26 protein-coding genes, 1 tRNA gene, 4 pseudogenes and 1 riboswitch are annotated in these 26,893 nt (G+C 70.3%); of the genes and pseudogenes, 21 read left to right on the top strand and 10 right to left on the bottom strand.

Annotated features, from left to right (window positions below; translation table 11 throughout):
* Together KPL57_RS63610 and KPL57_RS63605 are read right to left on the bottom strand one after the other, a co-directional pair.
* Positions 1–183: pseudogene (locus KPL57_RS63610) on the bottom strand (hypothetical protein); the annotation flags it as partial.
* Between the two features lie 4 nt (positions 184–187).
* Positions 188–1,585, bottom strand: coding sequence for an MFS transporter (locus tag KPL57_RS63605; RefSeq protein ID WP_226359259.1), 1,398 nt, complete (start codon positions 1,583–1,585; stop codon positions 188–190).
* 379 nt (positions 1,586–1,964) lie between these two features.
* Here KPL57_RS63605 and KPL57_RS63600 point away from each other — a divergent pair, with 379 nt between their 5' ends.
* On the top strand, positions 1,965–2,111 hold the full coding sequence (locus tag KPL57_RS63600) for a hypothetical protein (RefSeq protein WP_226359257.1): 147 nt from the start codon (positions 1,965–1,967) through the stop codon (positions 2,109–2,111).
* Positions 2,112–2,165: 54 nt separating this feature from the next.
* Here KPL57_RS63600 and KPL57_RS63595 read toward each other — a convergent pair whose 3' ends face one another.
* Positions 2,166–3,377 (bottom strand): M20 family metallopeptidase, encoded by a 1,212-nt coding sequence (locus KPL57_RS63595; protein ID WP_226359256.1) that lies wholly within the window; start codon positions 3,375–3,377, stop codon positions 2,166–2,168.
* Between the two features lie 109 nt (positions 3,378–3,486).
* Here KPL57_RS63595 and KPL57_RS63590 point away from each other — a divergent pair, with 109 nt between their 5' ends.
* From KPL57_RS63590 to KPL57_RS63555, 8 genes are all read left to right on the top strand, one after another.
* Positions 3,487–4,002, top strand: coding sequence for a tRNA adenosine deaminase-associated protein (locus KPL57_RS63590; protein ID WP_226359255.1), 516 nt, complete (start codon positions 3,487–3,489; stop codon positions 4,000–4,002).
* On the top strand, positions 4,003–4,476 hold the full coding sequence (locus KPL57_RS63585; protein WP_149665862.1) for a nucleoside deaminase: 474 nt from the start codon (positions 4,003–4,005) through the stop codon (positions 4,474–4,476). It abuts the gene before it with no gap.
* 21 nt (positions 4,477–4,497) lie between these two features.
* A tRNA-Ser gene (locus KPL57_RS63580) sits at positions 4,498–4,582 on the top strand.
* Between the two features lie 124 nt (positions 4,583–4,706).
* Positions 4,707–5,330, top strand: coding sequence for a maleylpyruvate isomerase family mycothiol-dependent enzyme (locus KPL57_RS63575; RefSeq protein WP_226359254.1), 624 nt, complete (start codon positions 4,707–4,709; stop codon positions 5,328–5,330).
* A 112-nt stretch (positions 5,331–5,442) separates the two neighbouring features.
* Positions 5,443–5,811 (top strand): hypothetical protein, encoded by a 369-nt coding sequence (locus tag KPL57_RS63570; protein WP_226359253.1) that lies wholly within the window; start codon positions 5,443–5,445, stop codon positions 5,809–5,811.
* A 447-nt stretch (positions 5,812–6,258) separates the two neighbouring features.
* Positions 6,259–8,610 (top strand): molybdopterin cofactor-binding domain-containing protein, encoded by a 2,352-nt coding sequence (locus KPL57_RS63565; protein WP_226359252.1) that lies wholly within the window; start codon positions 6,259–6,261, stop codon positions 8,608–8,610.
* A 10-nt stretch (positions 8,611–8,620) separates the two neighbouring features.
* Entirely contained in the window at positions 8,621–9,091 is a 471-nt protein-coding gene (locus KPL57_RS63560) for a (2Fe-2S)-binding protein (RefSeq protein ID WP_020623427.1), read from the top strand.
* Positions 9,092–9,186: 95 nt separating this feature from the next.
* Positions 9,187–9,498, top strand: a complete 312-nt coding sequence (locus KPL57_RS63555; protein WP_149665866.1) for a hypothetical protein — start codon at positions 9,187–9,189, stop codon at positions 9,496–9,498.
* A 78-nt stretch (positions 9,499–9,576) separates the two neighbouring features.
* Here KPL57_RS63555 and KPL57_RS63550 read toward each other — a convergent pair whose 3' ends face one another.
* Together KPL57_RS63550 and KPL57_RS63545 are read right to left on the bottom strand one after the other, a co-directional pair.
* On the bottom strand, positions 9,577–9,882 hold the full coding sequence (locus KPL57_RS63550; RefSeq protein ID WP_226359258.1) for a multidrug efflux SMR transporter: 306 nt from the start codon (positions 9,880–9,882) through the stop codon (positions 9,577–9,579).
* Positions 9,883–9,922: 40 nt separating this feature from the next.
* Positions 9,923–11,203 carry an IS256 family transposase gene (locus KPL57_RS63545; RefSeq protein ID WP_226352943.1) on the bottom strand — a complete coding sequence of 427 codons (1,281 nt, stop codon included), beginning with the start codon at positions 11,201–11,203 and terminating at the stop codon, positions 9,923–9,925.
* A gap of 140 nt (positions 11,204–11,343) precedes the next feature.
* Positions 11,344–11,409, bottom strand: a riboswitch (guanidine-III (ykkC-III) riboswitch).
* 72 nt (positions 11,410–11,481) lie between these two features.
* On the opposite strand from KPL57_RS63545, the gene KPL57_RS63540 reads away from it, so the two are divergent.
* From KPL57_RS63540 to KPL57_RS63530, 3 genes are all read left to right on the top strand, one after another.
* Positions 11,482–11,733, top strand: a complete 252-nt coding sequence (locus tag KPL57_RS63540) for a hypothetical protein (protein WP_226359251.1) — start codon at positions 11,482–11,484, stop codon at positions 11,731–11,733.
* 98 nt (positions 11,734–11,831) lie between these two features.
* Positions 11,832–12,212, top strand: coding sequence for a VOC family protein (locus KPL57_RS63535; protein WP_226359250.1), 381 nt, complete (start codon positions 11,832–11,834; stop codon positions 12,210–12,212).
* A gap of 47 nt (positions 12,213–12,259) precedes the next feature.
* On the top strand, positions 12,260–12,895 hold the full coding sequence (locus tag KPL57_RS63530; RefSeq protein ID WP_226359249.1) for a LysE family translocator: 636 nt from the start codon (positions 12,260–12,262) through the stop codon (positions 12,893–12,895).
* Positions 12,896–12,900: 5 nt separating this feature from the next.
* Here the strand turns inward: KPL57_RS63530 and KPL57_RS63525 are convergent, their stop codons facing one another.
* Both KPL57_RS63525 and KPL57_RS63520 read right to left on the bottom strand, forming a co-directional pair.
* A complete protein-coding gene (locus tag KPL57_RS63525; protein WP_226359248.1) occupies positions 12,901–13,926 on the bottom strand; it encodes a YdcF family protein in 1,026 nt (341 codons plus the stop codon).
* 105 nt (positions 13,927–14,031) lie between these two features.
* Positions 14,032–15,072: a DUF418 domain-containing protein gene (locus KPL57_RS63520; RefSeq protein WP_226359247.1), complete on the bottom strand. Its 1,041-nt coding sequence runs from the start codon at positions 15,070–15,072 to the stop codon at positions 14,032–14,034.
* 122 nt (positions 15,073–15,194) lie between these two features.
* Between KPL57_RS63520 and KPL57_RS63515 the strand changes: the two genes are divergently transcribed.
* Both KPL57_RS63515 and KPL57_RS63510 read left to right on the top strand, forming a co-directional pair.
* A complete protein-coding gene (locus KPL57_RS63515) occupies positions 15,195–15,719 on the top strand; it encodes a DinB family protein (protein WP_226359246.1) in 525 nt (174 codons plus the stop codon).
* A gap of 39 nt (positions 15,720–15,758) precedes the next feature.
* Positions 15,759–16,668: pseudogene (locus KPL57_RS63510) on the top strand (IS5 family transposase); the annotation flags it as partial.
* A gap of 1 nt (position 16,669) precedes the next feature.
* Here the strand turns inward: KPL57_RS63510 and KPL57_RS63505 are convergent.
* A pseudogene (locus tag KPL57_RS63505) lies at positions 16,670–18,345 on the bottom strand (IS1634 family transposase).
* Positions 18,346–18,509: 164 nt separating this feature from the next.
* Here KPL57_RS63505 and KPL57_RS63500 point away from each other — a divergent pair.
* The 7 genes and pseudogenes from KPL57_RS63500 (at position 18,510) to KPL57_RS63470 (ending at position 24,028) form a co-directional block, all read left to right on the top strand.
* A complete protein-coding gene (locus KPL57_RS63500) occupies positions 18,510–19,367 on the top strand; it encodes a zonular occludens toxin domain-containing protein (protein WP_226359245.1) in 858 nt (285 codons plus the stop codon).
* A gap of 221 nt (positions 19,368–19,588) precedes the next feature.
* On the top strand, positions 19,589–20,011 hold the full coding sequence (locus KPL57_RS63495; protein WP_226352844.1) for an RRQRL motif-containing zinc-binding protein: 423 nt from the start codon (positions 19,589–19,591) through the stop codon (positions 20,009–20,011).
* The gene (locus KPL57_RS63490) at positions 20,008–20,205 is read left to right on the top strand and encodes a DUF4236 domain-containing protein (RefSeq protein WP_226352843.1); all 198 of its coding nucleotides are present in this window, start codon (positions 20,008–20,010) and stop codon (positions 20,203–20,205) included. The genes KPL57_RS63495 and KPL57_RS63490 overlap by 4 nt, the downstream gene beginning before the upstream one ends.
* Positions 20,202–20,705 (top strand): annotated as a pseudogene (locus KPL57_RS63485) (bifunctional DNA primase/polymerase); the annotation flags it as partial. The gene KPL57_RS63490 and the pseudogene KPL57_RS63485, both read left to right, overlap by 4 nt.
* Positions 20,706–20,988: 283 nt before the next feature.
* A complete protein-coding gene (locus KPL57_RS63480) occupies positions 20,989–22,479 on the top strand; it encodes a DUF3631 domain-containing protein (protein WP_374203986.1) in 1,491 nt (496 codons plus the stop codon).
* Positions 22,476–22,763, top strand: a complete 288-nt coding sequence (locus KPL57_RS63475; RefSeq protein ID WP_226352842.1) for a helix-turn-helix domain-containing protein — start codon at positions 22,476–22,478, stop codon at positions 22,761–22,763. Before KPL57_RS63480 ends, KPL57_RS63475 begins: the two co-directional genes overlap by 4 nt.
* 11 nt (positions 22,764–22,774) lie before the next feature.
* On the top strand, positions 22,775–24,028 hold the full coding sequence (locus KPL57_RS63470) for a site-specific integrase (RefSeq protein WP_226359244.1): 1,254 nt from the start codon (positions 22,775–22,777) through the stop codon (positions 24,026–24,028).
* A 904-nt stretch (positions 24,029–24,932) separates the two neighbouring features.
* Here KPL57_RS63470 and KPL57_RS63465 read toward each other — a convergent pair.
* Positions 24,933–25,880: a hypothetical protein gene (locus tag KPL57_RS63465; protein WP_226359243.1), complete on the bottom strand. Its 948-nt coding sequence runs from the start codon at positions 25,878–25,880 to the stop codon at positions 24,933–24,935.
* Positions 25,881–26,321: 441 nt separating this feature from the next.
* Positions 26,322–26,663, bottom strand: a complete 342-nt coding sequence (locus KPL57_RS63460; RefSeq protein ID WP_226352839.1) for a GntR family transcriptional regulator — start codon at positions 26,661–26,663, stop codon at positions 26,322–26,324.
* Positions 26,664–26,893: the final 230 nt, after the last annotated feature.

Here is a 26,893-nt window from a genome sequence, read left to right as displayed (position 1 = left end):
CCGTCGTCCCGCGGCGGACAGCGCGGTCAGCTCGGCGGCGCGCTCCCGGGCCCGGTCGGCGTCGAGGGCGACCACGCAGCCGGTGGTGTCGGACTGCAGCCGGGACAGCACGTCGTCGACGTGCTCGGAGGGCGAGAGCTCCCCGGAGTCGAGGGCCCGCAACAGGTCGGGGAGCGGCAGCACGCGTTCAGCCTGCCGTCGCTCCCCGCCTCCGACAACCGGTGATCAGCAACCGGTGATCAGCGCGGGCCAGCTCCCTGGCGATCTCGCGGGCCTCCTCCGGCGACGACGCCGACGGCTGCCCGTCGCGCAGCGGGCGCCGCGCCGTCTCGGGCAGGAACAGCAGCGTGACGACCCCGATCACCCCGGCGGCCATCAGGTAGTAGCCCGGCCACAGCAGGTCCCCGGTGGCGAGGACGACCGCGGACATCACCAGCGACACGGTCCCGGCGAACGCGGACACGAAGATGTTGAACGCGATCGACAGACCGCCGTAGCGGATCTGGGTCGGGAACAGCGCCGGCAGGGTCGAGGGGCTGGTGGCGGAGAAGCAGATCAGCAGCAGGCCCATGAGCAGCAGCCCGAGGAACACCGAGGGGATCGAGCCGTTCTGCATCAGCAGGATCATCGGGATGCCGAGCACGATCAGCCCGCCGGCTCCGGTCCACATGATCGGTTTGCGCCCGATCCGGTCGGAGAGCCGCCCGAGCAGCGGGATCACGAACACCGCCAGCCACAGCACGACGATCTGCAGCCACGACGACGTCGTGGAGTCGATCGGGGTGCCGCCGTGCTGGTCGACCGTGGTCTCCAGGTAGGTCGGCATGTAGCTGGTGAGCATGTAGTTCGTGACGTTCCAGGCGACGACGACGCCGCCGACCATGACGAAGGTCGGCAGGTACCTCGTGAAGATCAGCTTGAGGCCGTCCTTCACCTGGGTGCCCTCGCGCTCCTCGGACTCCGAGAGCATGGTCTGGAACGCCGGGGTCTCCTCCAGCCTGACCCGCAGGTACACCCCGACGATGCCCAGCGGCAGCGCGACGAAGAACGGGATCCGCCAGCCCCAGCTGGACATGTTCTCCGGGCTGAGCAGCAGCGGCAGTACCGAGGCGATGGTGGCGCCGAGGGCGTAGCCGACGAACGTGCCGAGCTCGAGGAAGCTGCCGAAGTACCCGCGACGACGGTCGGGCGCGTACTCGGCGATGAAGGTCATGGCACCGGCGTACTCACCGCCGGTGGAGAAGCCCTGCAGGACACGGGCGGCGACGAGCAGGATCGGCGCGGCCAGCCCGATCGAGGCGTAGGACGGGATGAGCCCGATCAGGAACGTGCCCAGCGCCATCAGGATGACCGTGATCGAGAGGACCTTGGTCCGGCCGATGCGGTCGCCCAGCGGGCCGAAGAACAGTCCGCCGAGCGGGCGGAAGAAGAAGGCGACCGCGAAGGTCGCGAACACCGCCACCTGGGACAGCGGCCTGGGCGGGAAGAACTCGGCCTCGATGGTCGTGGCGAGATAGCCGTAGACACCGAAGTCGAACCATTCGGTGATATTGCCGACCGCGGCCGCCGCGACCGCGCGGCGCATGGTCGCGGGGTCGGTGACGGTGACGCCGTCGACCGCCCCGTCTACTGTGTCGTCCACTCGTTCCCCCTGGCGACTGGGCACGCCACGGTGACGCTTTCGTCGTAGAACTGTCGATCCGTGGCGTTCTGTCCGATTACTTGAACAATTCTCCACGACGTTAACGAGGCTCCGCTCCCATTGCCGGATGGGGCGTCGTCGTGGCTGTGAGCGGAGTCATCCGATTCGGTGCTTCCGCAGGCGGGACAGCGCTTTTTCGACGTGGGACCGTGGTCGACGGGCGCAGATGGCGCCCGTGGGACTCGCAAGCGTCGCGACTCCGCCCGGGTCATCCGGACCCGGTCACCGGACCCGGCGCGTGCCCGTGTGAGGAGGAGCCGTCATGGCTGTGTCGAGCGCCGTTTTCCTGTCGATCATCGCGAGCACGGGGGTGGGCCTGGCGGTCACCTCCGCGCTGGCCGCCTACGCCCAGCGCAACTGGAAGGGCTACGGCCGCGTCTCCGCCGGCTCGGTCGACGAGACCGCCTGAGCGACCGCACCGACGGCGCCGCGCTCCTTCCGGGGGCGCGGCGCCGTCGTGTGTTCAGCCAGTCGCGGCCAGGGCGAGACCGGCGTACACGGCGACCCCGGCCGGGAACGCCGCCTCGTCGAACACCACCCGGTTCGAATGGTTCGGCGGGGCGAGGGCGGGATCGACCGACGGCGGCCGCGCCCCCAGGAAGGCCAGCGAGCCCGGCACCCGGTCCAGCACGTAGGAGAAGTCCTCCGCGCCCATCAGCGGATCCGGCATGGCGACGCAGGCGCCGCGGCCGAGCACCTTCTCCGCGACGCGCACCAGCCCGGCGGTCGCCCGGTCGTCGTTGCGGGTGACCGGGTAGCCCGGGACGATCTCCACCTCGGCCGTGCAGCCGTAGGCCAGCGCGGTGTGCCGGCAGTGCTCGGTGACCGCCTGGTGCAGCAGCGCGCGCACCGGCTCCGACAACGTCCGCAGCGTCCCGGTCAGCAGCGCGGTCTCCGGGATCACGTTGTCGGTGGTGCCCGCCTCGATCCGGGACACGGTGAGCACCGCTGACTCCTGCGGTCCGACCCGGCGGGTCAGCAGGGTCTGCAGGCCCCCGACCATCGCCGCGGCGGCGGGGACCGGGTCGCAGGCGTCCTGCGGGGCCGAGGCGTGCCCGCCGCGGCCCGTCACCCGGACCCGGAGCACGTCCGCGGCCGCCATGATCGGGCCCGGCCGGTGGTGGAGCTGCCCCGTCGGCACGGTCGAGGAGATGTGCAGGGCGTAGGCCAGCTCGGGGTCCTCGTCGAGCACGCCCTCGTCGATCATGTGCTGGGCGCCGTGGAACCCCTCCTCGCCCGGCTGGAACATGAACACCACCCGGCCGGCGATGCGGTCCTGCCGGTCCGCGAGCAGCCGCGCGGCCGAGGCGAGCATCGCGGTGTGGGTGTCGTGCCCGCAGGCGTGCATGACGCCGTCGGTGCCCGAGGCGAAGTCCAGTCCGGTGTCCTCGGGCAGCGGCAGCGCGTCCATGTCACCCCGCAGGAGCACCGTCGGTCCGGGACGGTCGCCGTCGAGGACCGCGGTGACCGACGTGCACGAGCCGCCCGTGCGGATCCGCAACGGCAGCCCGTCGAGGGCGCGCAGCACCGCGTCCCGGGTACGGGGGAGGTGCAGTCCGAGCTCCGGGGCGCGGTGCAGCTCGCGCCGCAGCGCCACCGTCCGCGGCTGCAGGACGCGGGCGGCCTCGAGCAGGCCGCCGGGGAGCCCCGCGACCGAGGTGGGCGTGATGGGCATGGACCGATCGTCGCTGACCGGAGCCCGTCCGGCGCCCGCAGGCCCGGTGTGACCACGCGTACCTGGTCGTGGCGTGACTCACAAGCCCGGAGCGACGTACCGTTGACGCGTGCCCACACAGAGCGTTGAGGCAGCCCCGGACACCCGTGGCGCCGCCCTGCCCGGATTCGCGGTCGCCGCGATCCGGGAGGAGGGTCGTTGGCGCTGTGTCCGGCTGGGCTCCGAGGCGCTCGTGGATCTCGACGCGGCGATCGCCGCGCTGCGCGCGCAGCGTTCCACCGGCGCGGTGCTCGGCCTGCTCGACGTCGACGACGAGTTCTTCGTCCTGATCCGCCCGTCCGCGGGCGGGGTGCGGCTGCTGATCTCCGACGCCGTCGCCGCGCTGGACTACGACATCGCCGCCGACGTGCTCGACCTGCTCCGCGTCGAGCTCCCGCCGGACGACGACGCCCTCGACGCCGCCTGGCCCGAGGGTGACCTGGGCATCGTGGCCGACCTCGGTCTGCCCGCCGACGAGCTGGAGATCCTCGTCTCCGACCTCGAGCTCTACCCCGACGAGCAGCTGGACACCATCGCCCGCCGGTGCGGGTTCGCGGCTGCGCTGGACGAGCTCGTCGGCTCCTGAGTGTTCCGCCCGGCCGACCGGCTCGCGCTGGGCCGCGCCCTCGACGTCGCGCGCGGCGCCGCGGCGACCGGGGACATCCCGATCGGCGCGGTCGTCTTCGCCGCCGACGGCACCGAGCTCGCCGCGGCCTGCAACGCCCGCGAGGCCACCGGCGACCCGACCGCGCACGCCGAGGTGCTCGCCCTGCGTGCCGCCGCCGCCGTCGTGGGGGAGTGGCGGCTGACCGGGACGACCCTCGCCGTGACCGTCGAGCCGTGCACGATGTGCGCCGGCGCGATCGGGCTGGCCCGGGTCGAGCGTGTCGTGTTCGGGGCGTGGGAGCCGAAGACCGGCGCCGCCGGCTCGCTGTGGGACGTGCTGCGCGACCGTCGGCTCGCACACCGGCCCGAGGTCGTCGGCGGGGTCCGCGCAGGTGAAGCAGCCGCTCTGCTGCGCGAGTTCTTCGGCCGGACCCCGTCCGCCGACCGTGACTGAGCCTGGAGTAACCTTGTCGGCGGTAGCGTGTCCGAGCGGCCGAAGGAGCGCGCCTCGAAAGCGCGTGAGGTTCACGCCTCCGTGGGTTCAAATCCCACCGCTACCGCTGGTCAGAGGGCCGGATCCCCGAGTCGGGGGTCCGGCCCTCTGTCGTTGGCGCGATGAGTTCCCGAGGGCCGGGCGGTCCCTGTGGTGGTCGACGATCCGCTCACCACCCGGGAGGCCCCACCGTGACCGATGTCTGGAAGCTCGTCCACGCCGAGCGCGCCGCGCTGCTCGCCGACCTCCGGGACCTCCCCGACGACCGGTGGGACACGCCGTCGCTCTGTCCCGGGTGGACCGTCCACGACGTGCTCGCGCACCTCGTCGACACCGCCCGGACCACCCGGACCCGGTTCGTCCTCGGCATGCTGCGCGCCCGCATGGACTTCGACCGGCAGAACGCGGCCGGTGTCGCGCGCGAACGGGGCGCCACTCCCGCGGAGACCGTGCGGCGGTTCGCGGCCTGCCTGCCGCTGACCGCCACGCCCCCGGCCCCGCTGGCGACCCGCTGGGTCGAGATGGTGGTGCACGGCGAGGACATCCGGCGTCCGCTGGGGATCGTCCGGCCCTACGCGCCCGCCGCCGTCGCCGGTGCGGTGCAGGTGCAGGCCCGCACGTCGGTGTCGTTCGGGGGCGCTCGCGAGACCGTCTCCGGCCTCTGTCTGCGGGCGACCGACGCCGACCTCGTGATCGGGTCCGGCACGGAGGTGACCGGGACGGCGCTGGCCCTGCTCCTCGCGGTCTCGGGGAGGCCGGTCCGGCCGGGGGAGCTCGTGGGGCCCGGCGCGGCCGTGCTCGCGCGGGCGGAGTGATCTCCGCCTGCCTCCGACCGTGGTCCGAGGCCACGGATCATTCCCGGCTCCGATGTGGCCGACCCCTCTCCGCCGCGACAGTGGGTACACACCCCCACACGAGGAGCTGGAGATGACCACGATGACCACCACCCCGGAACCCACCCGCCCCGGAGACCCGGACGCCTACCCCGTTCTCACCGTCCTGATGCTGATGCTGGGTGGTTTCGTACTGCCCGTCGTCGGCTGGCTCGCCGGCGTCGTGATGCTGTGGACCGGTCGCTCCTGGACGGTCGGGGAGAAGTGGCTCGGCACCCTGGTGTGGCCGGGGATCGTCGCCGTGCCGGCGCTGGTGCTGGCCGTAGGCCTCGCGGTGCCCTCGGAGCCGGGCGCCGGGCACTGGGCGATCATCGTCGCCGGGATCGTCGGTGTCCTGGGTGCGCTGGTCGTACTGCCCTGGACCTTCGTCCGGCTGCTGCGCGCCGCTCGGCCTACCCGCTGAAGTTGTCGTGATGCTCGCAGTCGGACGAGATCACCACGATCGAGGGTCCGGGACCACGAGGCGGTCGACGACATCGAGGCACGCGGAGTCGGGCGGCGGGCGCGGTCACTTCGGGTGACAGCGGCCTTCGGTTCGGTCGCCGTCGACTGAATCACTCGGACGAGTGGCATCCCCGTCGCCGGAGTAGCCGCTTCCTGCGGTATTTGTGACGGCGAGTCATCCGCATCTGCGGGTAAGGGGACCCTGAATGCCAAGTCGTTGACCTGCGAAATAACTGATCTCCGATAGTCCGGCCGCGGAGTTCGCACGACATCTGGCGCGCGTGCCGACGCGTAACCGTCGAATCAGGCACGTCGTTGGTCGCCCGAATGCCCGCGGACGTCCCCGCTCCCCGCACCGGACGTCGCCGTCGGGTCGTGCACCGCAGCACAGTCGGAGAGGACAACGATGCCCGCTCACAGCGCCACCGCCCCCGAGCGCCCGGCGTCCGGAGACAACCGCAAGAACGTCAGCCGCCGGCGGTTCCTCGGCTATCTCGTCGCCGCCCCCACGCTGGTCGTCGCCGCCGAGATCGGACGCCAGACCTGGCTCCCCGGTGTTCCGCAGGCCAACGCGGCCGCGATCCCGTCGCCGCCCCTGCCCGCCGAGCTCTACGACCTGCTCGACCTCATCCGTGACTCCGCGCGCCCGACCGCGAACCTCATCCGCATCGAGGTCAACCGCGACGGCACCGTCTCGTTCGCCCTGCCCCGGTCGGACAACGGCCAGGGCATCATCACCTCGACGCAGATGATCATCGCCGAGGAGATGAACCTGGACCCGGACCAGGTGATCGTGACCCTGGCCGACGCCCGCCCGGAGCTGGTGTTCAACCAGCTCACCGGCGGCTCGACGACGACGTTCTCCACCTACACCCCGATCCGGGTCGCGGCGGCGCTCGCGCAGAAGCGGCTGCTCGACGCGGCCGCGAACGAGCTCCGCCAGGACGTCAACGTGCTGCGCAGCCGGCAGGGGCTGATCACCGGCAACAACGGCGAGGAGCTGCCCTTCGGGGAGCTGACCGAGCTGGCCTCCAGCTCGGTGAACGAGGCGGTCGACGTGGTCCTCAAGGACCGCGAGGAGTTCACCGTCATCGGCACCCCCCGGACCAAGTCCGACGCGCGTGCGATCGTCACCGGCAAGAAGAAGTTCCTCGCCGACCTGCAGATCCCCGACGCCCTCCCGACCGTCATCTGCCGCGGGCCGAACCTCAACTCGGCTCCGCTCGGCGTCAACAACATCGACGAGGTCCGCCGCATGCCCGGCGTCACCGACGTCGAGCAGGTCCCGAGCGGTGTCGCGGTGCGGGCGAAGACCTTCGGCCAGGCCGTCGACGCGGTCAACGCACTCGACGTCGACTGGGACGGCGGAACCGTCGAGGGCGAGAACGACGAGTCGGTGCTGGCGGCGCTGCGCCGCGGCGAGCTGCCGCTGGCCGTCCCGCAGGCGCTCGGTGAGACGGTCGAGGGCGACTTCACCTTCTACTTCCGCAGCAACTCCGCGCTGGAGACCAACTGCGCGATCGCCGACGTCCGTGACGGTTCCGCCGAGATCTGGGGGCCGTCGAAGTCCCCGATCGCCGCGCAGGCCGAGATCGCCAAGAAGCTCGGGATCGCCCAGAACGCGGTGACGGTGCACGTCACCGAGGGCGGTGGCTCGTTCGGCCGCCGGCTGTTCTTCGACGGTCTGGAGGAGGCCGCCGAGTGCTCGAAGGCGTTCGGCAAGCCGGTCAAGCTCATCTGGACCCGCGCCGACGACTCCCGTCAGGGACGGACCCACCCGATGGCCACCTGCCGGGTGCGCGCCCAGGTCAGCGGGGACGCGGTCAGCAGCTTCGAGATCCGGCACACGAGCGTCGCGACCGAGATCAACCCGGGCCTGTCCGAGGCGATCACCGCGGCGGCGAACAAGGCGCCCGGCGGCAACCTGACCGTCTCGGAGAGCATCTACCTCACGACGCAGACCAACCCGTACAACGTGGGCGTCGCGACCTCGCTGCTCAACGAGGTCGACATGCGCTTCAACACCTGCTCCATGCGCAACATCTACTCGCCGGACACGGCGACGGCACGCGAACTGATGATCGACCAGGTCGCGGCGAAGATGGGCAAGGACCCGTACGAGTTCCGGTCGGCCTACACGAAGCTCACCCGCTGGAAGAACGTCGTCGACCGGGCCGCGAAGGAGGCGGACTGGGGCAAGTCGATGCCGAAGGGCACGGCCCAGGGCATCGCGATGCACGTCGAGTACAAGGGCGTCGCCTGCGCGGTCGTCGAGATCGACTGCCGGCCGGAGACCGTCGACCGGAAGATCCGTTCGGCCCGCACCGGCCCGCGTGTCACCAAGGTGACCTATGTCGTCGACGGCGGACTGATCATCAACCCGCGTGGCTTCGAGGCCCAGATGATGGGCGGCATCAACGACGGCATCGCGATGACGCTGACCGCGGGCCTGCACCTGGTCGACGGGCACTTCGTCGAGGCGAGCTGGGACAACTACTTCTACACCCGGCAGTGGAACACCCCGCCCGAGATGAACATCGTGCTCATCGAGGACTCGGAGGCACCCGAGCCCGGCGGTGCCGGCGAGTTCGGCGTGGCCGCGACCTGCGGCGCGATCGCCTGCGCCTACGCGCGCGCCACCGGCACGGTGCCGACGCAGTTCCCGATCCTGCACAACGAGCCGCTGCCGTTCGAGCCCTACCCGACGATCCCGCCCGTGCCGCCGTCGCCGACCAACGGCCTCGACTTCGCCCGCTGAGGAGACTGACATGCCTTCCCACACCTTCACGGTCAACGGCGAGAAGGTCACCGTCGACGTCGAGGACGACGTCCGGGTCCTCTGGGTCCTGCGGGACCTGCTGGGCGTGACCGGGCCGAAGTACGGCTGCGGGATCAACGTCTGCAAGGCCTGTACGAGCCACATCAACGGCAAGGCCTTCAACCCGTGCTCGGTCCCGGTCGGGGCGATCTCGGAGTCCGACGAGATCACCACGATCGAGGGGATCGCCGACGGCGAGAAGCTGCACCCGATGCAGCAGGCCTGGATCGACCACGACGTCGCCCAGTGCGGGTACTGCCAGCCCGGCCAGATCATGGCGGCGATCGACCTGGTCAAGCGCTGCTCGGCCGAGGGGCGCTCGATCGACGACGAGGCGCTCGACGACATCCGCAACATCTGCCGGTGCGGGACCTACAACCGCATCCGGAAGGCGATCAAGGCCGGCGCCGACAACATGTGACGCCGCCGCGGCGAGTGCCTACGCCGCACCACTCTAGGCCGTTAGTGTGAACGGCCAGCTCCCCACACCGAAGGACGGATTCGATGCAGAACCGGATGCGACGCTCCCTCATCGCCGTCGGCGCGTTCGCCGCGGTGGCCTTCCCGCTGGCCGGGATCGCCTCGGCCGACACGGACACCGACGCCGAGCACGGCTACCCCAGCACGCAGAGCCCGACCCAGGGCCTGGACGCGGTGCTGGAGACCACTGACACCCTCGGTTACGGCTTCTTCGACTCGGCCGACGCCGTCTCGTCGAGCAACCGGCCCGACGGCGTCAACGGCACCGACACCGAGATCCCGCAGGCCGACCCCCGCTTCGTCGAGGGGCCGGCCGGTGGGCTGCTGAAGGACGGACCCTTCGAGTAAGGGGCTCCCACGGCGGCGGGGCCGGTACTCCTCACGGGGTGCCGGCCCCGCCGTCGTTCCCGGGTCGGTGCCGGCCCGTCAGTGCAGGACCTTCAGCCCCACCACACCGGCGACGATCGCGAGCAGGCACAGCAGCCGCGCCGTCGTCGCCGGCTCGCCGAGGGCCGCCATGCCGTAGAGCGCGGTGCCGACCGCGCCGATGCCGACCCACACGGCGTACGCGGTGCCGACGGGCAGGTCGCGCAACGCCAGGGCCAGCCCGGTCATGCTCAGAGCCAGCGCGCCCGCGAACAGCAGCGACGGGCCGAGCCTGCTGAACCCGCGGCTCTGCGACAGCGCCGCGGCCCACACCGTCTCCAGCACACCGGAGACCACGAGGTAGATCCATGCCGAGCAATCGTCAAGACCTGTGGATGAAGATCTTTTAGGCGGCTTCGGTGTGGGTGTGGGCATCGGGTCGTTCGACGAGGCGGCCGGCGTCGAATCGGGCTCCGGCTCGGACGAGGGCGACCAGGTGCGGTCCGTTCACGGCGCGCCATCGGTTCTGGGCGGCCTCGATGAGTTTGAACGCCATCGCCAGTCCGGCCGCGCGTGACCCGGGCCCGCGGGTGACCCGGGTGCGGTGGCGGACGGTCGCGAACGTGGACTCGATCGGGTTCGTGGTGCGTAGGTGTTGCCAGTGTTCGGCGGGGAAGTCGTAGAAGGCGAGCAGTTCGTCGAGGTCGTCACCGATCTTCGTGACGGCCTTGCCGAACTTCGCCCGGTAGGCGGCCTCGAAGCGGGCCACGGCGTCGAGGGCTCTGCGCTTGTCCTCGGCGTTCCAGATCTCGGTCAGCGCCTTCTTCGCCCCCGGATGCGCTGACTTCGGCAGCGCGGCAAGGACATTGGCGGTCTTGTGGACCCAGCAGCGCTGCTCGCGGGTCTGCGGGAACACCTCGCGCAGCGCGCCCCAGAACCCGAGCGCGCCGTCAGCGACCGCGAGCACGGGTGCTCGCATGCCGCGCCGCGCGCAGTCGCGCAGCAGATCGGCCCAGGACTCGCTCGACTCGCGGTAGCCATCGGTCAGGGCGACGAGTTCCTTGCCGCCGTCCGCGCGGACTCCGATGAGCACGAGTAGGCACAGCTTGTGTTCCTCGAGGCGGATGTTGACGTGGATCCCGTCGGCCCACAGGTAGACGTAGTCCACACCGGACAGGTCTCGGCGGGAGAAGGTCTGCTGTTCGGTCTTCCAGGTCTCGGTCAGTCTGGTGACCATCGACGCCGACAGGCCCGCGGTGGAGCCGAGGAACTGCCCGAGCGCGGGCACGAAGTCCCCGGTCGAGAGTCCGTGCAGATACAGCAGCGGTAACACCTCGGTGATCTTCGGAGTGCGGCGGCACCATCGCGGCAGGATCGCCGAGGAGAACCTGCAGCGGTGCCCGGTCTCGGGATCGATGCGGCGGTCGTCGACCCGCGGGGCGACAACCTCGACCGCGCCGGCCGAGGTGAGGACCTCGCGGGGCTGGTGGGTGCCGTTGCGGACCACGAGCCGCCGGCCGTGCTCGTCGCGCTCCTCAGCGTGGCGGGCGATGTAGTCATCGACCTCGGCCTGCAACGCCTCGGCCAGCATCCGGCGGGCGCCTTCGCGGACCAGGTCGTCGATCAGCGAGCCGCCGCCCCGGCGGGGTTCATCGGTGTCAGCAGCTCCAGGAACTACGGTGAGCACGGGTCGTACCCTTCCGGCCGGCGTTGACCCGCCGACCTTGCTTCAGAGCCTCAAGATCACCGGGAGGGTACGGCCCCTCCAGGTCATCCACAGGTCTCAAGCATTGCTCATCCATGCCATGACGAGCTCCTTCCGGAGGGGATGCGTCGTCTTGGCGTTCCGGGTACGGCGCGTCTCGTCCGGGGAGCCGCCGGGGGGCGGTCCGGTACCAGGATGGCGGAGCGCCGCGCCCGGGTCGAGCGATGGTGACCGGTCGGACCGGGACCTACGCTCGCCGGGTGCGTCTGCTCGCCGTCGTCGCGGGGTTGTGTCTGTTCACCGGCGGGATGATCATGCTGCCGTCCTGGCTGCGGTCGGTGTTCGGCCCCCCGTACGAGCGCTACGTCCGGTACGTCCCCCTCGACGAGCCCCCGCCGGTGTGGCGGCCCGGCTGGGAGGACTACGGAATGCTGCTGCTCGCCGTCGGGCTGCTGTGCGGGTGCGCGGCGTTGCTGTGGTGGATCGGCCGGCTGATCGCCCGCCTGCGCTGACCGCCGGGGCGCCCGCGAGGACGGGCCGACACGGCCACCAGGAGCGGACCCACCGCGCCGTCCTGCCCGGGAGCCCGCTGCGGGCTACGGTCGCCGCCATGCTGGTCGTGGGATCGGTCGTCATCCGGGTCGACGATCTGGCGGGGCAGATCCGGTTCTGGACCGCGGCCCTGGACTACGAGCTGCGCACCCCCGTCGACGACGACTTCGCGCTCCTGCGCCCGCGCGACGGCCGCCCCGGCCCGAACGTGTCGCTCGACGTCGCGCCGTCCGAGCGGGTCCTGCCGCCGCGCATCCACCTGGACCTGTACGCCGAGGACCAGCAGGCCGAGGTCAGGCGCCTGGTCGCCCTCGGTGCACAGGAGGTCCCGTGGCGCCACCGGCCCGCCGACGCTGACTACGTGATCATGCAGGACCCGGAGGGCAACCGGTTCTGCGTCGTCGACGGCGGGGGTGGACCCGCGTCGTCCGGAGCCTGACCGGGAAAGGGGTCGACGCCGGTGGCCGGTCGGCGGAGGCTCTCGCCGTGGACCATCGACTGCTCGCCTTCGCCGCCGCTGCGGCGGTCGTCATCGCCATCCCCGGACCCAGCGTCGTCTTCACCGTCGGTCGTGCGCTCGCGGCCGGTCGGTCCGCGGCGCTCGCGACGGTCCTCGGCAACGCCGTCGGTGTCTTCCTGCAGGTGGTCGCGGTGGCCGTCGGCCTCGGGCAGCTCGTCGCACAGTCTGCTGCCGCGTTCACCGTCCTCAAGCTGGTGGGGGCCGCCTACCTCGTGTACCTGGGGATCGCGGCGTTCCGGCACCGACACGACGTCGTCCGCGCGATGCAGCGCTCCGCCGAGGGCCGACGCATCGGCGCGGCCCGCAGCGTCGTCGACGGCCTGGTGGTGGGCGTGCTGAACCCGAAGTCCGTCGTCTTCTTCGTCGCGTTCCTGCCCCAGTTCGTCGACGTGCGTGGGCCTGTCGGCACGCAGATCCTGCTGCTGGGGGCGCTCTTCGTCGCCATCGGCCTGGTGCTCGACAGCGTGTGGGCCCTCGCCGCGGGATCGGCCAGGGACTGGTTCGCGTCGTCGCCGAGGCGGATCGCGGCCGTGGGCGGTGCCGGTGGGCTCGCCATGATCGGGCTCGGCGTCGGGGTGGCGGCGACGGGGTCGTCGCAGTAGGGCGGCTACCGGCCGAGGCCGACCACGACCCCGAGCACGACCAGCGCGAGGCAGATCGCGCCGTTCAGGACCGGGTGCTCGGCCAGGATCGCGACGAACTCCCGCAGGGTGGCGCTGGGCCGGTAGTAGCGGGCGGTCGGCGCGCCGACGACCTGGCCGTTCACCCCGACCCGGCGGGCGGTGAGCGCGGCCCGGAACGCATGGAAGTCGTTGGTGACGATGACGCAGCGATGGTCGGGCAGCCGTTCGATCATGAGCGCCCGGCTGAACTCGAGGTTCTCCTGCGTCGTCCTCGACCGGTCCTCGCGCAGGATCTTCTCCGACGGCACGCCGCGGGCGACCAGGTAGTCGGCCATCGCGACGGCCTCGGCGACCGGCTCGTCGGGACCGCGGCCACCGGAGGTCAGCAACATCGGGTTCCCGCCCCGCTCCCGCTCCTGGTCCCACAGGGCGGCCCCGCGGTCCAGACGGGCGGCGAGCAGCGGTGGCACCGCACCGCGGATGAGCCCCGACCCCAGGACGACGACGAAGTCGACGCCCGGGCGGACCCCCATCCGTCCGTAGACGAAGGCGTAGGCCAGCAGGCTGCACAGCAGGAACCCGAGGTAGGCCGCGAGCAGCAGCGCCGCGAAGGTCAGCGCCGTCAGGAACCGGTTCTCGACGCGCACCATGATCGGGACGAGGACGACGACCGCGAGGCAGACGAGCCCCGCGAGCAGGGACAGCAGGTTCGCCGGCCGTCGTCCCTCCCGCCGCATCATCACGACGCCGTTGATGAGCAGGAAGCCCGTCAGTACGAGCACACCCACGATCAGCAGCGCCGCGACCACCACCGTCACGGGCTCGATGACGCCGATGTCGAGCCGGAGGAGCTGGGCGAACACCGCCATCAGGAGCAGGACCGTCGCCGTCCCGCCGAGCAGCGCGTTGCGGAACCGTCGTCGCTCGACGAGCACCCCGACCACGCACAACGTCGCCGACAGCGAGGCCAGGGCGAACAGGACACCGGCGACCGTCACCGGGCCGCCCACAGCCGCATCCCGTCGGACGGGCGGTCCGTTCCCCGCACGTGCTTCTCGCCGGTCACCGGTCCTCCTCGTCGCGACGACTCTGCACCCGAGCCGTGGCTCATCCGATCATGACGCCCGGCCGTCCGGCTGGAGGGAGGTCCGCGCGTCCGGGTGGCCGCCGTCGGCCTGTTTCATCCGTACTGGGGTCAACCAGGAGATGCTGCGCAACACCCACTCGACCGGCCCGTACCGGAAGTGCCGCATCCACCAGCGGCTCGCGACCACCTGGACCACCAGGATCGCCGCGGCGAACGGCAGCAGGAGGCGGTACCCACCCAGGCCGGAGAACGCCTGGACCGAGGTCAGCAGTAGGGCCAGCAGGGTCGCCGAGAGGTAGTTGGTCAGCGCGAGCCGCCCGAGCGGGGCGAGGACGGAGCAGACCCACGGCCCTACCCGCGACGCGGTCAGCAGGACGAAAGCGCACGCGTAGCCGACAGCCATGACGAGCCCGGCGGTCGCGGACACCCAGTCGAACCCGCTGCTCTCGATCGAGTCGACCTGCATGCTCAGCAACGGCACCGCCACGACGACGGTCCCGGCCAGCACGGCCGTCCACGCGGCCCGGTTCGGTGCCGCGATCTGGCGGTGCAGGCCGTAGCGGGCGGCGGCCAGGCCGAGCAGCAACAGCCCGGGGACGAGCCCGAACCCACCGGCGGTGAATACGAGCGACGTGACGATCGCGGCGGCTCCGGCGAGCGCGATCACCGGCCGGGGCAGCCAGGAGGCCGGGAGGAGCACGACGAGGCCGACGAGTGCGTACCCGCGCAGCGCCTCCCCGGGCTGCAGGAGCCCGTGTGCGGCGCCCAGCACACCGAGCACGAGTAGCCGGCGCAGCAGCACGAGCCATGGACGGGTGGTCCGCCCGGCCGCTCCGTCCAGGATCAGAGCGGTACTGAGCCCGAACAGGAACGCGAACATCGGGAAGAAGCGTTGGTGCGCCGTGACCTCGAGCCACTGGGGCAACGCGCCCTGCCAGGGGCCCGCGAGGAACGGCAGATCGGCGATCGCGATCATGTTGAGGGGGAGGATTCCGCACAGGGCCAGCCCGCGGAGGGCGTCGAGGGCCTCGACCCGGGCGGTCGCGGTCGGGGGTGCTGGGGCGCTCATGTCTGGTCGGTGCATCGGCCCAGCATCGCGACGGCGCGACGCGGGCGGATCGGCCCGGAGGCCGGTTCCGCCGGCGGGGAATCGTCCTTTCGGCCGGGTCCCTGCGGTGGGAGCCTCGGACGATGACGGCGTCCCGCGTTCCGCTCCTGCGGTGGCAGTTGGACCTGACGTGGGCCCTGTTCGAGTACCACCTCGAGCGGCTCGATGACGACGAGACCCTCTGGCGGCCTGCCCGCGTCTGCTGGACGGTGCACCCGTCCGACGACGGGACGTGGCGGCCCGACTGGGCGGACTCCGAACCCGACCCGATCCCCGTCCCGACGATCGCATGGCTCACCTGGCACATCGGCTGGTGGTGGACGGTGACGACCGACCACCTCCGTGGTCGCACGCCGCCCGACCGCACGGACGTGGTGTGGCCGGGTGACGCCGCCGCCACCGTCACCTGGATGCGCGCTCTGCGTGACGAGTGGACGCACGTCCTGGACCAACTGTCCGACGACGACCTCGCCGCGGAGGCCCCGTTCCCGTGGCAGGGGGATCCGGCGATGACGGTCGGTCACACGCTGGCCTGGGTGAACACCGAGCTCGCGAAGAACGCCGCGGAGATCGGGCAGTTGCGGCTGGTGCGCGCGGCCGGCCGCTGAGGTGATCTGCGCGGTCAGGCCCTGAGAGCGTGTTTGGAAATGGTGGGTGTGTCGGGATGGTCGACACGGCTGGGGTGCTCCATCGTGGTCGGCATGCAGGAACGACCGCGCCGGTACCCCTCGGACACCAGTGATGCCCAGTGGGTGGTGATCGAGCCGTTGTTACCGCCGCTCGCGCGGCGGGGGCGGCCTGTTGCTCATGCTCGTCGGGACGTGCTGGACGCGATCTTGTATGTCGTGCGGACCGGGTGTGCCTGGCGGGCGTTGCCGGTGGACTTCCCGCCCTGGCAGACCGTCTACTGGTACTTCAACCAGTGGGAACAGCAGAAGGTCACCGAGAAGATCCTCCCGGTCGTGCGGGGGCAGTTACGTATCGCCGAGGGCCGTGATCCGGAGCCGAGTGCGGGGATCATCGATTCCCAGTCGGTCAAGGGCGCCGACACCGTCGGCCAGGACTCCCGCGGCTACGACGCCGGGAAGAAGACAGGCGGGCGGAAACGGTTCATCGTGACCGACACCCTCGGTCTGCTGCTGACCACGATGGTGTGCTCGGCCTCGGTACAGGACCGCGACGGCGCCAAGCCGATCCTGCTCAACCTCTACCTGCGCACCAGGGTGCGGTTCGTCTACGCCGACGCCGGCTTCGCCGGGCGACTGCTCGACTGGGCCGCCACGATCCTGCAGACAACGATCGAGATCATCCGCAAGCCACCCGAGCAGCGCGGATTCACCGTCCTCCCACGAAGGTGGGTGGTCGAACGGACCCTGGCCTGGCTCACCGCACACCGACGCCTGGCCCGAGACTACGAACGCCACCCCACCACATCCGAAGCCATGATCCGCTGGGCCGCGATCAACACCATCACCCGCCGCATCGCCCGTGGATACCCCGCCACCCGCCAGCAGAAACACACGACACCCTCAACCCACTAGAATTTCCAAACACGCTCTTAGTGCTTCGCCGCGGGCTGACGGAGCGCGTCGAGGAGGGCCTGTTTGTCGGCGGGGACGGCGGGCGGGAAGGTCTGCTGGGTGCCGTTGATGGCGATGGTGGCCGAGCGCAGTGGTCGGAGCTGGCGGACGACGTTGCGGATGGTGAGCCCGGTGCGGTTCTGGATCTCGCGGGCGACTGCGAGGGCGGTGAACACGATGGTCAGGTGCGCTTCGATGGACTGGCGTTGGTGGTGGAACATCGGGCGGGCGCGTAGGTCGGTTTTGCTCATCCGGAAGGACTGCTCGACGTGCCAGAGGTCGTGGTAGTCGCCGATGATCTCCCCGGCCGCTGCGCCGCCGGCCGGGATGTTGGTCACGTAGCCCTTCAACCCGACCAACCGGTATGCCCGAGCCAAGGAGGCCTCGTCCAGGGCGCGGGAGCCGTTGGTGACCTTGACGAACCGCGGTGTGCGCGCGGGCTTCTCGCCGGCGATGACCTCGCGGGCCCGGTTCTCCTGCAGGGTCAACGTGCGCCGGTCCCGGACGGCCCGCTTCGTGGAGTAGGCCCAGACCGCCCGCCAGGATCCCGGATGCTGGTTGGGGTTCCAGACGGGCTCGGCCTTGACCTTCGGGCTGTTCTCGCTGCGCCCGGTGCGGCGGTCGCGTGGTGTGAGGGTGTCGATGATCTGCCCGTCGACGAAGGCGTCGCCGTGCCAGTGGAAGTGCGACTCCAGGTCAACCGGGGCCTTGGTGAGTCGGGAGCCGACGATGAACCGCAGGCCGGCCTCGTCGAGGTCGCGCAGGTTCGCGGCCGAGAGCATCCCTGCGTCGGCGACCACGACCATCCCGCCCGGCTCGACCGGCAGCTGGTGTCGGGCCCGGAAGGCCTCGATGATCGGCAGGATCGTCGCGGTCTCGGTCTTGTTGCCCTCGAAACAGCCGATCTCGAGGGGGAACCCTGCGCGATCGACCAGCAGCCCGACGACGACCTGCGGGTCGACCCGGCGTTCCTTGGAGAACCCGACCTTGCGCAGGTCGTCCTCCTTCTCCGCCTCGAAGTAGAGGGTGGTGACGTCGTAGAGACACAACGACACATCCCCACTGCCACGGGCGTGGGTGAAGCAGGCCCTCGCGATCTCGTCGCGGTAGCTGCGCCCGGTGCAGCGCAGCAGGGTGCGGCGCATCGTCTTTTCGCTCGCCGCGGTGACGCCCAGACCGGCCAGCACCCGACCGGTGTCCAGGATGGACGTGGGCTCGACGATCCGGGCGATCACCAGGTCGCGGAACGTGTCATCAGCGACCTCTGCGAACCCGAGGCCCGCGTAGACCTCGGCGAGGATGTCGAACAGCACCCGCGACCCGGTCGTGATCACCTGCGGCGCACCCACCCGCCGGGTTGTGGTGCTCGGGCGCGCCGCGGCATCTGGCCGAACAGCCCCTCCTGCGTGGCACCGCCGGCCGCGGTGGGCGCGATCAGCTCGGCCCGCCGGGGTGACGGCGCGACGCCCAGATCCAGGGCCTGCTGTGCAGCGTCGTCGATCAGCCCACGGGCCTGCTCGACCAGCAGGCCCAGCTCGGCCTCGGTGTGCGCTGACCCGACATGGGCCACGATCCGTCGATGGCCCTGCACGGACTCGGCGATCTGGACCGCGGTCGCCCCGGAGGCCGTCCGTACCCGCCTCACCCACGCCACCTGACCGAGCGTAGAGCACCGAATTAGTGCCTCACACCGCTCCCGCGCAAACACATCACCGCAGCTCAGCGCAGCACAAGCTGCGAAACCAGGCTCGGGTGACCAAAGTCAGGTCCGACGACCCCGAGCAGATCCCCACCGTCCTTGACGCGCTCAAAGTCTTGATGTCGGAGCTGTCGGAGCGGGGCCGGAAGTTGCAGGCCGCCGGGGAGCCGAAGCTGACCCGGGCCCTGGCTGAGGCCGATCCGACGATGCGCCCGCGGGTGGTCGTGATCGACGAGTGCCAGGAACTGTTCGTCTCCGGAGTCGGGGAGGAGGCCGCCGAGCTGGTGGAGAAGATCGTGGCCAAGGCCCGTAAGTACGGAGTCACGTTGATCTTCGCCACCCCGGTCCCGTCGGCGGACAGCCTGCCGCGCAAGGTCGCGAAGGTTCTGTCGAACCGGGCGTGCTTCGCGATCGGAGACCACCAGGGCAACGACGCGATCCTGGGCACCGGCAAGCACCGCGCCGGAATCAGCGCGACCACGCTGCGCCCGATGACCGTGGACTCCGACGGCACCGTCGACATGGGTGACCTGGGCACGGCCATGACCAGCGGGTTCACCCCCGTCGACGGGCTCATGCGCTGCTTCTACGTCGCACGCGGCAACGGCGTCGACGACGTCACCCCCGTCGTCGAACGAGCCCTGGGCATCCGCGCCGACGCCGGACTGAACACCGACCCGGCCCGCACGCCGCAGCCGGTCGCGGTGCGGGACCTGCTCGACGACCTCACCCAGGTCCTCGCCTCCGCCGGGGCCAAGCGGATGCGCACCCAGGAGGCCCTCGCGCTGCTGGCCGCGGTGGACCGCGGGCACTACGGGTCCTGGACCTTCGAGCGTCTGGCCGAGGAGCTGCCCGACGGGGCCAAGCCCTACAAGACCGGCGGCACCATGCAGGTCGCCGCCGCCCGGATCGCGGAGGCCATCAACGACCGCGACACCGACATCGAGTCAGTCACCGATGGTGACGGTCTGAGGTGAGGGACCGGCCGCCGCAACCGAGGGGCCGGTGAGGGAGGCGGGGAGTTCTCCCTGACCGGGTCCCCACCGGCTCCCTCCCCGCCCTGATCAGCAACAACCACCGCTGAGGGTCCCGAGGGACCCACCCCGTCCGACCAGCGAAAACAGCACCCATCCCGGGATCGAGACACCACCTCGTGCCTCCCTCCCCGGCTTCACCCATGCCGAAAACAGGAGTAGCGATGTCGACGCAGAGTGAGCACGGAGTGATGACCGAGTGGTGGGGCTGGCAGCCGACCGCGCGACTGCACGAGGGCCTGCCGACTTGGCGGTGGCGGTGCGCCCCGGCCGGGCTGGTGACCCGCCGGCAGATGCGGGCAGCCGGACGAGCCCCGGTGGGAGCGGCGCCGGTGGGGCGGATCGAGTGCCGCCGCGGGCGCCGGTGGGCGCTGCTGTGGGACCCGGCCGAGCTGGGACCTAAACGGACCCCCACACCCGCACAGCGGGCCGCACTCGCCCGGGCCCTGGCCGCCCGACGGCGTTGCCCGTCCTGCGGTCGCGACGCCGGGTACTGCATCCCCCGCTCGCTGGGCTGCTGCATCGACTGCCACGAAACCACCACCGCCACAACCACGCGCTACGACGCCGACGGAGGCATCCGATGAGGTTCCGCGCCCGCAAGACGTTCCGCCTCGGCCCCTTCCGGGCCACGGTCAACCAGTCCGACCGCTGGTCTTTCGCCATCAAGGTCGGCCCGGTCACCCACAACCTGACCCGCCGCACCACCTCGATCGACACCCCCGGCCCCGGTGGGTTCCACCACCAGCACGGCCGCCGCCGAGGCGGTGGTCAGCGGTGAGCGCCACCGACCGGGCACGGCTGGCCGGGTGGCTCGACCTCGCCGCCCGCGGCTGGGCGCTGTTCCCGGTCCTGCCCGGCCGCAAGCAGCCCGCCATCCCCGCCTGGGAGTCCCGCGCCACCACCGACGAGAGGACCATCGTGGACTACTTCCGCACCCACCCCGGCCACAACGCCGGGATCGCCTGCGGCCCGTCCGGGCTCTACGTCCTCGACTGCGACACCCCCAAGCCCGACGCACCCGACCAGGATCGCGACGGCTGGGACGTCCTGACCGGACTCGCCGACGGACGCGGTGGCCTGCCTGACACCTGGACCGTGACCACGCCGTCCGGTGGGCGGCATCTGTACTTCCGAGCCCCGGCCACCCGGCTCGGCAACACCGCCAAGAGCCTTGGACCGATGCTCGACAGTCGGGGGCACGGCGGCCAGGTCCTCGCCCCCGGCAGCCGCCTCCCGAACGGGGCCTACGAACTCGCCGACGACACCGACCCGCCGCCGTTGCCGGGGTGGTTGGTCTGGCACCTGTCGGTCCGCGGCTCTGTGGCCGTCTCAGGGCCTCGTGTGAGCCCCTGCACGGCGCCGCGCGACCACGGCGCCTACGTGGCCGCGATCGTGCGGGCCGAGTTGCAGCGCGTCGCTGAGGCCGGGCGCGGGGGTCACAACGCCGCGGTGTTCACCGCCGCCCGCGCCCTGGGCCAGCTCGTCGGCGCTCGCGTGCTCGACGAGCACCAGGCCGCCGCCGAGTTGACCGCCGCGGCCGGCCACATCGTGGACGGGCCGTGTGACTGCACGCCCAGTGACATCGCCGCCACGATCGCCTCCGGGCTCGGCTACGGCGCCCGCCGACCCCGCCGTCTGCCCCCCTGTCGAGCACCACCTCCGAGGGGCGGCGGTCGGCATGAGCACCACCGCACCGCAGGGTCTTCGGGCGGTCCGGGACCTGCCCGCTGTCGCACCGGCTGTCCTGCTGGATCAGGTGACGGCATTCGTGTCGCGGTTCTCGGTGTTCCCGGACCGGCACACGGGTCCGATGCTGGCGCTCTGGTACGCCCACACCCACGCAGCCCAGCACTTCTACACCACCCCACGACTGATCCTGGACTCCGCTGAGCCGGGGTCGGGGAAGACGCGTGTGTTGGAGGTGGCGCAGTACCTGGTGCGTCGCCCGGAGATGACGATCTCGGCCACCACCGCGGCGATCTTCCGGATGCTCGCCGACGGCCCGGTCACGCTGCTGTTCGACGAGATCGACGCCGTGTTCTCGCCCAAGGGCGGCGGGAACAACGAGGACCTGCGCGGGCTGCTCAACTCCGGCTACAAGCGCTCGGCGACCGTGTCCCGCTGCGTCGGCGACGCGTCCCGGATGAAGGTCGAACGCTTCCCAGTGTTCGCCCCGGTCGCACTCGCCGGGATCGCCGGGGCAATGCCCGCGACGATCACCACCCGCGCGATCACCGTGCACATGCGCCGCCGAGCCCCGCACGAGCGAGCCGAGGCCTTCCGAGAGCGCCGGGTCGAGGCCGAGGCTCAGCCGCTGCGTGAGCAGTTGGCCGCCTGGCTCGACAGGGTCGGGGAGGAGCACCTCGTCGGGGCCGAGCCGGTGATGCCCGAGCAGGTCACCGACCGCGCGGCCGAGGTGTGGGAACCGCTGCTGGCCATCGCCGACCTGGCCGGTGGGCACTGGCCCGATACCGCCCGCGCGGCCGCGGTGCACTTCGTCGGCCAAGCCGTCGAGACCGGGACGTCGGTCGGGACCCGGCTGCTCGCTGATCTGCGGGCCCTGTTCGTCGCGCACGAGACCGACCGGATGGCGACCAGCGACATCATCGGCCGACTCTGTGCCGACGACGAGGCCGGATGGTCCGACCTGGACGGCCGCCCGCTCGACGGCCGTCGCATGGCCCGCGAACTGGCCCGCTACGGCGTCCGGCCCGGCTCGATCCGCATCGGCGGGCACGTCGCCAAGGGATACACCATCGCCGGGGCACTGTCCGACGCATTCGCCCGCTACCTGCCCGCCGTCACCGAGGCCGACCCGTCAGGAGCGGTTACGTCGGTTACAGCGGTTACACCGCAGGTCAGAGGCGTAACCGATCCCGACGGTGTAACCGCTACAGCGGTTACACCCCCTGTCGAGCCCTCGGCCGAGGCACCGCCGGACGGCACCGGTGTAACCGATGTAGCGGTTACACGCCAGTCGTCGGTTACTCCCCTGACCAGGCATGTAACCGCTGTAACCGATGTAACCGACTCTGACGGGGGTGCCCGATGACCGACGACCGCACCGCGCAGATCGGGCAGCTCCTCGCTCAGCTCGCCACGCTCGTGGCCGACCAGCCCACTGCCCGGGAGCCCGAGCCCGTGGTCCGCCCCACGCGGCTGCTGTTCACAGTCGAGGAGGCCGCCGAACAACTCGGCATCGGCAAGACGACCGCCTACGCCTACGTCCGGACCGGCGAACTCGAATCGGTGCTCATCGGCCGTCTGCGCCGCATCCACGCCGACGCCATCGCCGGGTTCGCCGCCCGGCTCGTCGCCCGTAACCGCGCTGCCTGAGAGGAGCGGACATGCCTCGCGAGAAGAAGACCCGCAACGCCGACGGCCGGTCGAGCATCTTCGAGGGCTCGGACGGCTCGTGGCACGGCTACGTCACCGTCGGGATCAAGGACAACGGGCGGAGCGACCGGCGCCACGTCCGCGGCAAGACAAAGGCCGTGGTCACGAAGAAGGTCCGTGCCCTGGAGAAGGCCCGTGATGAGGGCGCGGTCCGGAAGGCGGGCGAGACCTGGACCGTCGAGCAGTGGCTCCGCCACTGGCTGGACACGATCATTGCCCCGCCGACGATCAGCGAGAACGCGCACGACGCCTATGAGGTCGCGGCTCGGGTCCACCTCATCCCGGGTATCGGAGCGCACCGGATCGACCGGTTGGAGCCCGAGCACCTTGAGCGGCTCTACCGCACGATGAGTATTGGCGGCGCCAAGCCGGGGCGGATCCACCAGGTCCACCGCACGATCCGGGCCGCTCTCAACGAGGCGAAGCGGCGCAAGCACATCACCGAGAACCCGGCGTCGCTCGCACGGGCCCCGCAGCCCGATGACGAGGAAGTCGAGCCCTACGGGGTCGAGGAGATACAGCAGATTCTCACCGCGGCGAACGAGAAGCGGAACGCCGCGCGATGGGCGATCGCGCTCGCCCTCGGTCTGCGGCAAGGGGAGGTGCTCGGGTTGAAGTGGTCGGACGTCGATCTCGACGCTGGGACCCTGATCGTCGGGCGTAGCCGTCTCCGGCCGAAGTGGAACCACGGATGCGACGACACGTGCGGCCGGAAGCACCCCGGCTACTGCCCGAGCCGGGTGCCGCGCCGCCCCGAGACGTCCAAGACGAAGTCCCGGGCGGGACGGCGGGGGGTCGGGCTGCCGGACGCCCTCGTCGGACTCCTGAAGCACCATCGCGAAGCGCAGGCGAAGGAGCGCGCCGCCGCGTGCGAGATGTGGACGGAGGGCGACTACGTCTTCACCAGCCCGACGGGGCGACCGCTGAACCCGTCGACGGACTACCACCACTGGAAAGCGCTGCTCGACAGGGCGGGCGTCCCGGAACGCCGCTTGCACGACGCCCGGCACACCGCGGCGACGGTCCTGCTGCTGCTCGGTGTCCCGGAGCGGACCGTCATGTCGGTCATGGGATGGGCGAGCACGGCGATCGCGGCCCGGTATCAGCACGTGGTCGCGGCGGCCCGGCGTGACGTCGCGGTCCGCATCGGTGACTTGATCTGGAAGCCGAACGAGGGCGGGGGAGGGGAGTCCCCGGCCGCTTGACGGGCCAACTGCAACCAGGAATGCAACCAAACGCCGAACGCCGGGCCACCCATGATCGGGTGTGCCCGGCGTTCGGCCTGTTCAGGCTGGCGGAGGATACGGGATTTGAACCCGTGAGGGATTGCTCCCAACACGCTTTCCAAGTCTGATGGCAGCCGTCCAGCGTGTGTCGGTCCGTCCTCTACATGCGTTGATTCTCGTCGCCGAGCACCCCGTAGACCTGCGCGAACCTCGGTGAATGAGACTGGAATTGAGACTGCCCTCCACGCGCCTGGCCTGCTGGTGATCTCCTCGCGGCGCGGGTTCATCCCTGCCGGGCCGAGGGGTGGGGTGCAAGGCACGGGGTTCAGCCTTGCACCCCACCCCTCGGTCTGGTTGCCGTCTCGGCGCGCCGTGAGGAGATCACCAGCCCTGCCGCACCTCCCCTGATCTCCGAGCGGTGTCGGGTCCGGGCGGAGCCCGGCCGCCGGAGGCATCCCGGGGAGGTACGCCTGACTGCAGGTCAGCCGGACGGCTGTCCGGGCATCGACGGCGGCGTGACGACCGGCGTGGCGGTCGGCTGGGTGCAATGGCATTGACGCGGCGCTATCCGTCGCGGAAACGTGCCGTGGCGCCTCTGAGGGGTTCAAGGCGCCTCCATGACGGCTTGGGGTCGGGTAGCCGACCCCGCCGCCGCGAACGGGCCGGAGGTGTAGTGAGCGAGCGGCGGGGGCGGCGTGGCCGACCCCGCGCCGCCGGAGGCGGCGCCTTGATCCCCTAAAGGTAAATTCGGCAGTGCTGCGTATGACGAGGAGCTGCGTACGGTGCCCTGACCTGGGGCGTCGCAGTGCGTCATCAGAAGCTTGCGTCGAGGACCGAGGACCGAGGACCGAGGACCGAGAGGTAAAGGGCTCTCGAAATTCGCTCAGGGGTTACGTCTTATCTCCTGGAGCTGGTCGAGATAGGAAGCCGCCTGGGGGGCGTTACTGAAGCGATCAGCGAGGACGCAAGCGAGGTCTTGGGAGACCATCGCAAGAGAGGGGAGCGATTTCCTTTCGCCGTTGAGGGCCTGGTGCCCGAGGAGAATAGCTCCTTCAAGGTCGCCGTCTCGTGCAGCTGCGACCCCGAGAGTTACTCGGGCTTCTGCTATACGCATTGGTGCTCGCTCGGCTCCATTGAAATCAACAGCACCGCGTATCACCTCGTCCGCGAGCGCGCTCGCAAGTCTATCCTCCCCGACTTTCCGATAGCAATCCATGACGTAAAAGTCAAACTTCAGAGGGTCCACAACGAAGTGGTTGTCGATGTTCTCTGGATAGGGCAGCGATTCCAGTAGCACGCGTCCGCGCTCAAGTGCGATATCCATCTCCTTTCGATTTCCCATGCGTGCCCAAGCCTTGGCTTCTTGGGCGGCGAGCTGCACTGCGACTGAATGATTGCCCGCTGCTTCAGCTCCAGACCGCGCTGCTGCGACAACCCCTCGGTAGTCCCCGGAGGTCAGTGAGAACCAGGCTCGCATCTCGTGGGACCAGCCCAGGACACCGGCGCTCTCAACTTCCTGGCCGAGGTGGAACGCCGCGCGGCGGGTTGCCTCGGCCGCTCGCCGGTCGCCCATGTCGTATTCAAGGCAGCCGACGAGCAGCGCAAGCCATCCAGCTAGTTCCAGAGTCTCGCGCCTTTGGCTGAAGCTGAGTCGCTCCTCCTGCATTTCAACGATGCGGCGTAGCCATCGGCGACTTTCCATGAGGAGTTCGCCAGGACGACTGTGAGCATACTCGGAGCAGAGTCGATCGACTGTTATTCTAAGGGCGTTGATGGTCGCAGTGTTGACGGAGGACGCCTGGAGTCTTGACACGATTTCCATCGTGTCCATTCCGGTCGCGTTGATGATTGCAGTGCTGGACTCGGAGTTATTCTCGACATGAAACAGTGCAGTAGAGACGGTTTGCAATGTAGCGGCAATCAGGGGGGTGTAGTGAGAGCTAGGACGGTTTTCTCCACGCTCCCAAGCCTTCCAGCGTCTGAGCAAGTGGTCAGGATCGGGTAGAGCGGAAGTGGTGTGGCGCCGCATTTGCTCAGCGGCTTCGGCTTGTGACCATTGACGGGCCTCGCGAAGGGCGCGAATACGTCGCGCCCACTCTGGAGTGTTGCTAGACACTAGTGGCCTCCTCTGGACTCGCGTATTGCGGCGTTGGCCTCGCCGCCTCGGTGGTGATGCGTTGGTGACGAGCGCTCATCACCATGTCACTGTCTTGACACCTAGCGTGACACTGCCGTGGCGGTCGGTCGTGGGAGCAAGATCGCTGCATGCTATTCACCGATCTCTTTCTTCGAGGCGATGCACTCGCTCTCGCAGGGACTCCAGGGCGTCCTGGAGCCGCTCGATGCGACCCACGAGAGCCTGAGTGGTAGACGGCTCATCGCGCCCGGGCGTAGTCGCGACGAAGACACCCACTGCTGGCGTGGCGGTGACCCAGTCGCTGTCTTCGAGCATCTTCAGTGCTTTCTGCGCCGTGCCGAGGGCAACCTCGTACTGCTTGGAGAGTGCTCGGTTACTCGGAAGCTGCTGGCCGGGGCGAAGGTGACCGGACCTGATGTCCGCCTTGATCGCCTCTGCGACTTGCTGGTAGGCGGCTCGGCCTGCGATGGCATCCACCGCTCCAGGCTACTGTGCTTCGACTCAGGGCGACATAGGTCACTCATCCGGAGGATTGAATAGCAAAATAGATCGATCTACACTGACCTTAGTCGATGATCAAGGAGGTGCCAGATGGCACGCAGCAACAGGTTCGTGGTGGCGATGGGTGACGTGTTCCCGCTGGGGCGTTCATCGTGTCGGAGGTGGAGGCGGTGCGGGACTTCGACAAGTCCGCGCCGGGGCGTCCG

The sequence above is a fragment of the Pseudonocardia sp. ICBG601 genome (genome assembly GCF_020496245.1).
The sequence above is the reverse complement of the archived record's forward strand: the minus strand, read 5'-3'. Positions and strand labels throughout refer to the sequence as shown.

Excerpts from the sequence above, each read along its gene's own strand:
- KPL57_RS63570 (WP_226359253.1), top strand. The coding sequence starts at position 5,443 with ATGACCACGATGACCACCACCCCGGAACCCACCCGCCCCGGAGACCCG.
- KPL57_RS63465 (WP_226359243.1), bottom strand. The coding sequence starts at position 25,880 with ATGGACACGATGGAAATCGTGTCAAGACTCCAGGCGTCCTCCGTCAAC.
- KPL57_RS63495 (WP_226352844.1), top strand. The coding sequence starts at position 19,589 with ATGTCGACGCAGAGTGAGCACGGAGTGATGACCGAGTGGTGGGGCTGG.
- KPL57_RS63555 (WP_149665866.1), top strand. The coding sequence starts at position 9,187 with ATGCGACGCTCCCTCATCGCCGTCGGCGCGTTCGCCGCGGTGGCCTTC.
- KPL57_RS63475 (WP_226352842.1), top strand. The coding sequence starts at position 22,476 with ATGACCGACGACCGCACCGCGCAGATCGGGCAGCTCCTCGCTCAGCTC.
- KPL57_RS63490 (WP_226352843.1), top strand. The coding sequence starts at position 20,008 with ATGAGGTTCCGCGCCCGCAAGACGTTCCGCCTCGGCCCCTTCCGGGCC.
- KPL57_RS63600 (WP_226359257.1), top strand. The coding sequence starts at position 1,965 with ATGGCTGTGTCGAGCGCCGTTTTCCTGTCGATCATCGCGAGCACGGGG.
- KPL57_RS63520 (WP_226359247.1), bottom strand. The coding sequence starts at position 15,072 with ATGAGCGCCCCAGCACCCCCGACCGCGACCGCCCGGGTCGAGGCCCTC.
- KPL57_RS63560 (WP_020623427.1), top strand. The coding sequence starts at position 8,621 with ATGCCTTCCCACACCTTCACGGTCAACGGCGAGAAGGTCACCGTCGAC.
- KPL57_RS63500 (WP_226359245.1), top strand. The coding sequence starts at position 18,510 with ATGTCGGAGCTGTCGGAGCGGGGCCGGAAGTTGCAGGCCGCCGGGGAG.
- KPL57_RS63535 (WP_226359250.1), top strand. The coding sequence starts at position 11,832 with ATGCTGGTCGTGGGATCGGTCGTCATCCGGGTCGACGATCTGGCGGGG.
- KPL57_RS63605 (WP_226359259.1), bottom strand. The coding sequence starts at position 1,585 with ATGCGCCGCGCGGTCGCGGCGGCCGCGGTCGGCAATATCACCGAATGG.
- KPL57_RS63470 (WP_226359244.1), top strand. The coding sequence starts at position 22,775 with ATGCCTCGCGAGAAGAAGACCCGCAACGCCGACGGCCGGTCGAGCATC.
- KPL57_RS63595 (WP_226359256.1), bottom strand. The coding sequence starts at position 3,377 with ATGCCCATCACGCCCACCTCGGTCGCGGGGCTCCCCGGCGGCCTGCTC.
- KPL57_RS63565 (WP_226359252.1), top strand. The coding sequence starts at position 6,259 with ATGCCCGCTCACAGCGCCACCGCCCCCGAGCGCCCGGCGTCCGGAGAC.
- KPL57_RS63515 (WP_226359246.1), top strand. The coding sequence starts at position 15,195 with ATGACGGCGTCCCGCGTTCCGCTCCTGCGGTGGCAGTTGGACCTGACG.